Origin of the sequence: uncultured Veillonella sp. (genome assembly GCF_937981445.1) — a bacterium.
In the GTDB taxonomy this organism is placed as follows: Bacteria; Bacillota; Negativicutes; order Veillonellales; family Veillonellaceae; genus Veillonella_A.
The window spans coordinates 1-5,381 of the sequence record NZ_CALJON010000013.1; the positions used below are offsets into that span (position 1 = coordinate 1).

Annotated in this window: 4 protein-coding genes and 1 pseudogene; 1 reads left to right on the top strand and 4 read right to left on the bottom strand. The window is 36.3% G+C overall.

The features are described 5' to 3' along the window. A pseudogene (locus Q0376_RS02745) lies at positions 1-177 on the top strand (phosphohydrolase); the annotation flags it as partial. Between the two features lie 353 nt (positions 178-530). On the opposite strand, the gene Q0376_RS02750 reads toward Q0376_RS02745, so the two are convergent. The 4 genes from Q0376_RS02750 to Q0376_RS02765 form a co-directional block, all read right to left on the bottom strand. After that, positions 531-1,253: a ComF family protein gene (locus Q0376_RS02750; RefSeq protein WP_298703803.1), complete on the bottom strand. Its 723-nt coding sequence runs from the start codon at positions 1,251-1,253 to the stop codon at positions 531-533. 24 nt (positions 1,254-1,277) lie between these two features. Beyond that, the gene (locus Q0376_RS02755) at positions 1,278-3,419 is read right to left on the bottom strand and encodes an ATP-dependent RecD-like DNA helicase (protein ID WP_298703805.1); all 2,142 of its coding nucleotides are present in this window, start codon (positions 3,417-3,419) and stop codon (positions 1,278-1,280) included. After that, positions 3,419-4,210, bottom strand: a complete 792-nt coding sequence (locus Q0376_RS02760; RefSeq protein ID WP_298703806.1) for a shikimate kinase — start codon at positions 4,208-4,210, stop codon at positions 3,419-3,421. Before Q0376_RS02760 ends, Q0376_RS02755 begins: the two co-directional genes overlap by 1 nt. Positions 4,211-4,513: 303 nt before the next feature. Further along, positions 4,514-5,381: PLP-dependent aminotransferase family protein (locus tag Q0376_RS02765; protein WP_298703808.1), on the bottom strand; the 868-nt coding region annotated here is incomplete at its 5' end.

Genomic DNA, 5,381 nt, shown 5'->3' on the forward strand with positions numbered 1-5,381 from the left:
AACATTCCCTTAGGGGCAAGAATCATTGGTATTGCCGATTATTATGATTCAGCTATTAATCCTTCCACCGAATCTTGGTCTAAGAGTAAGAAAACAGCTAAGCAAGAATTATTTAGCGGCTCTAGCATATTATTTGATCCCGATATCGTTAAAGCATTCATTGAAATTATTGGCTAAGAATATTATATACCACATAATATATAATACTTAAATTATGATATATACGACGTAAAGCATACAAGTTAAGTCTAAAAATATAAAATATAAAATACAAAACATAAAATACAAAACATAAAATATAAAGCATACATTATAAAGCATAAAGGCGTCTCTAGGAGGCGCCTTTACTTTTTGGCCAAATACATATTTCCTACAGCCCATCTTCCTATACTTAGTTTTCCTATACTTAGTTTTCCTATACTTAGTTTTCCTATACTCAGCCTTCTTAAACTCAATTTCCTAAACTCGACCTTCTTAAACCCAATTCCCTAACCCAATCTTCCCCACACACAATTGTACCTTTTATCCTATTATGTATGACCACCGGAAACAGCCAAACCATAAATAGTTTTAGCCTGCCCTTCTTTTTTTAGCACCTGTGCTGCTGCCTCTAAGGTAGCACCAGTTGTATAAATATCATCCACTATTAATATATTTTTATTCTTGAGGCGCTCATGCTTTATATATACCTCTTTTAGTGAAAAGGCATGTTCCACATTAGCTTTTCGTTCTACACGCCCTAAGGAATACATTTTCTTTGTACTATCTTTCTTCTCTAAACAATCTAACCAAATTACATTATATGTAGGCTCCCATACAGTTTGAACCCAATCTTTATAAATTACATCCACTTGATTATATCCTCGTTCAGCCTGTTTCTTAGGGCTAACAGGTATGGGCACAATATAATCTATCAATTTTAATATAGAGTTATGTTCTATATCAGTTCTTTGCTCTTTACAATATGAAGTTAAGGCAAAGGTAAATGACATTAAAAAAGGAGCCAGCCACAAGCTGCGCTCCTTCTTTTTATTAAATTTTATATGCCGAATAATATCTTTAACCCCATTATCATAGGCACTTAGTACATAGGCCTCTTGTAATTGTGAAAGCCCTTCAGGCTCAATATGACGGAAAACATATTCTTTCTCAAAACAAGCTTTACACCATTCCCCTTCATGCCAAACTGCTTGCCCACAATGTGGACAACGAGGTGGATACAAAAATTGAAGCAATCCATGTGTTAACCCCATACATTACAGCCCCCCTAATTGGTATTACACTAATCCCTGTAAACGCTCTTTAAATAAAGTATACCGCTCTTCCCCTACTTGTGTATCGACGGCGCGCTTAATAGCCCCCTTAGTACCAATGAGTATGACTTTATTTTTTGCCCTTGTAACGGCCGTATAAAGCAAATTACGCTGCAACATATTCGCATAAGGAGGAATAAATGGAATAATCACCGTACCATATTCACTGCCTTGGCTTTTATGAACTGTAATTGCATAGGCGAGCATTATAGAGTCCATATCCTCTAAAGGCACTGTCACTTCTTTATCAGTAAAGCGTATAAATACATAGTTTTTACTAATGGCATAGACTACGCCGATTTCACCATTAAATACTTCTAAATCATAATTATTCTGCACTTGAATGACTTTATCACCCACTCTAAAGGTCATGCCATTTGCTTTTACTTCATTTACTTTCTCCTGAGGATTTAATCGCTGCTGAATGACTTTAGATATGGTATTACTACCTGCCGAACCACGACGCATAGGCGATATGATTTGTACATCCAGTTCATCTTCCACATGAGCTAATTCTTGTTCATATATGGAGACAATCTGCCCCATCATATCATGAATAGTATTAACAGGTATAAAGGTAAACTCCCCTGCTTCTTCTAATACAGGCATATGGCCATCATTAATCTCATGCGCATTATCTACGATGCGATTTCCTTCATTTTGTCTAAATATAGTATCTAAACGAGTATAGGGAATCATATCACTCTCAATTAGATCGCGAAGTATAAAACCAGCACCTATAGGTGGGAGCTGATCCACATCCCCTACAATAATTACATAGGAAAATTCAGGTATGGCAGCCATCAATGAGTAATAAAGCTGAACATTTAACATAGACGCCTCATCAACGATAATAACGTCGGCTTCCAGCAAATTATCTTCATTTTTACTAAAATCATATCCATGACTACCTTCAACAGGCATAAGTAAACGATGAATTGTAGTCGCTTCATAGCCAGTAGCTTCCGTTAGTCTTTTAGCCGCACGGCCTGTAGGTGCACATAGGGCAATACGATTTTGCTCAGTCTGTTGAAATGCTTCCACTAAGGCCTTTACAATCGTCGTTTTTCCTGTGCCTGGACCACCTGTAATAAGGGATACTTTATTTTCTAAGGCCATTTCAATAGCTTTTTTTTGTGCAGTCCCTAGTGAAATATCTTGGTTCGCCTCAAAACGCTTGATAAAACCTGTTATATCAAAACTAAACGCTGCGCCTTCAGCCATAATCTGTTGTGTTAAATACGCACCAGATGCTTCAGCATTATACAATTCAGGTAAATAAATATAAATAACACCTTCATAATTAGTGCTCACTAATTGGCCATACTCAAGTAACTCTTCTATTTGTGACGCAATTTCATCAGCATATCCATCAAGACGTTCATACACTTGACGAATTAATTCATCCACAGGATAGCAGCAATGACCATTGTCAGTTACCCCTTTTAAGACCGTAAGTAAAGCCGCTTCTAATCGACGTGGATCATCGGGTGAAATCTGAAGGGCCCCTCGCAAGGTATCAGCCATGGAAAATGTAATGGCACTATCTAAATCCATAAGCCTAAATGGATTATCCTTTAGCACATCAATAGCTGCGGCTCCATAGAGAGTATATAATTTGCGACTCCACCGTGAACTTAGACCAGCCCCTTCTAAAAAAGCATTAATATCAACAAGAATCCCCTCACCTCGTAAGGTATTATACAATTCTTCTTTTACACTTTTACGAAGGCCAGGAACCTCTAAAATTTCCACTGGATCTGCTTCCTTTAGCAATTCCACTACATTCATGCCAAAATATTCAATCACTTTCTCAATGGACTTTTCACCAAAGCCCCGTATTTGTAAATTGGCTAAATATTGTCGTGCCCCAAAGATTGTATCTGGTTTTAAGCGCTCTAACTGGTGAACTTCAAATTGTGGCCCATATTTTTTATGTTCCACATAGCGCCCTTTGATTTCTAACTCATCTCCTTCTTTAGGAGCTTCTTGCTTCGCGGTGCACACTAGGCGCTCTTCATTATAATCAGTCAATAAAAATACACAATACGAATCGTTTGTATTTTTATATATGAGTCGCTGTACCGTACCACGAATTGTTTCCATTAGCGTACCACTTTAGGCAAGGATTGAATAATAGTTTCAACCACATCAGAAATTGTGCTCGCATTTAAGATTTTTATATGACAAACTTTTTCGTACAGTGGGTAGCGTTCTTCATAAAGACGGAAAATATACTCGATACTTTCTTTTAATAGTGGTCGAATTTCCATATCTAAATCATCTAAAATTTGAGTTACATCACGATGGATAAATACTACATAACCAGCATCGCGCATGAGGTCTACAGTCTTTTCAGACAATACGGTGCCACCACCAGTGGCGATAACTGATGGACCATTATGTGCCACAATATCTTTAATCGCTTCATACTCATATTCTCTAAATGCTTCTTCACCATCATAAATGATGATATTTTGTATAGATTTATTGTTTTTCTCTTGAATGACTGCATCAAGGTCGAAGAAATCCATACTTTCTGCTTGAGCCAACGCCTTACCTACAGTAGTTTTACCAGCCCCTGGCATACCGATTAAGAAAATATGCTGCTGCATATGATTCTTTTGGTAATGCTTGCTAATATCCATCACACTAGTAATAAAACTTAGAGCATAGGAGCTAAGATCCTTATCCTTAAGATGCTCTACGGCCTGTTTCTTTACCATGTCTTCTCGTTGTGGTTCATAAATTCGACCATGAGAGGCCTCTTTTATTTTAGCTATTTGAAGCACCACATTAAGGCGTTCTTCAAATGTTTCTATTAATGTTTTATCTAATTCATCGATACGCTTACGTACGTCATCTAATGAAAGATTTTTAGTGTCTTCTGTATTCATAGTAACCTCACCATTAAGTAATTACTCAAATAATCGGACTTAGTATCAAATAGTAAAGGAAGTTATCCTGTCTAAGTAATTAATTATAAGCCCTATACTATAATATCATATCTAGCATATAACATATAGGGATGTTTAAGTATTATACCCACTCTCACATAAAAAACGCTAAGTAATTCCGTCTCGGCCATCACTTAGCGTCTTATAGCTTAACTCTTATGAGAGTTAGTATTACATTCACTCTTTTTTCTAAAATTGTAAATTTCTCTTTATTTTAAATCACTCTAAAATTTATATTGCCTTTTATTTTAAATTAGCCTTTAATACATCAGCAATACGTTGAATTCCATCACGAATGACAGCTTCATTATTGCAAGAATAATTTAAGCGGAAAAAATTAGTATTCCCTTCCGTAGTAAAAAATGCTTCCCCTGGCACAAAGGCAACTTGCTTTTCAATACATTGTTTTAAAATATCTCTTGATTTTAAATATTCAGGTAATGTACACCAAATAAATAGGCCCCCTTCAGGATATGTATGACTTACTTCTTTTGGGAAGAATTCATCAATAGCCTCTAACATGGCATCCCGTCGTGATTTATATAAATCTTTAATAGTTTGCACATGTGCATCAAAATCAAAATTATCAAGCCAAGTAGCACAAATACGCTGTGTGAATGGCGCTGTAGATAAATCCATATTCTGTTTTAATAAATCACATTTTTCAATAAAAAGTGGATTCGCTGCAATCCAACCAAGACGCATACCTGGGGCAAATGTTTTGGAGAATGTACCTAAACTACAAACTAATCCTTTTTTATCAAATGTATTTAATGATGGCAAATATTCCCCTTCATATCGCAATTCCCCATAAGGATTATCTTCAATGATAGGAATTTCAAATTCATTAACAAGCTCCATTAATTCTTCCCGGCGCTTAGCACTCCATGTAATACCAGTAGGATTTTGGAAGTCTGTAACAATATAAATTAAACGCACATCATGCGTTTCTAAGGCCTTGCGAAGTTCAGACATAATCATCCCCTGTCCATCGCCAGGAATTTCCACATAATTAACCTGTGTTAAATTAAACGCCGTAATCGCCCCTAAATAGGAAGGCTTCTCTACAATAACTGTATCGCCTTTGTTACAAAATAAGCGCCATAGCATA

What these genes read in the sequence shown, in the direction of transcription:
- Q0376_RS02750 (WP_298703803.1), bottom strand. Translation starts at nt 1,253, where the DNA reads ATGGGGTTAACACATGGATTGCTTCAATTTTTGTATCCACCTCGTTGT.
- Q0376_RS02755 (WP_298703805.1), bottom strand. Translation starts at nt 3,419, where the DNA reads ATGGAAACAATTCGTGGTACGGTACAGCGACTCATATATAAAAATACA.
- Q0376_RS02760 (WP_298703806.1), bottom strand. Translation starts at nt 4,210, where the DNA reads ATGAATACAGAAGACACTAAAAATCTTTCATTAGATGACGTACGTAAG.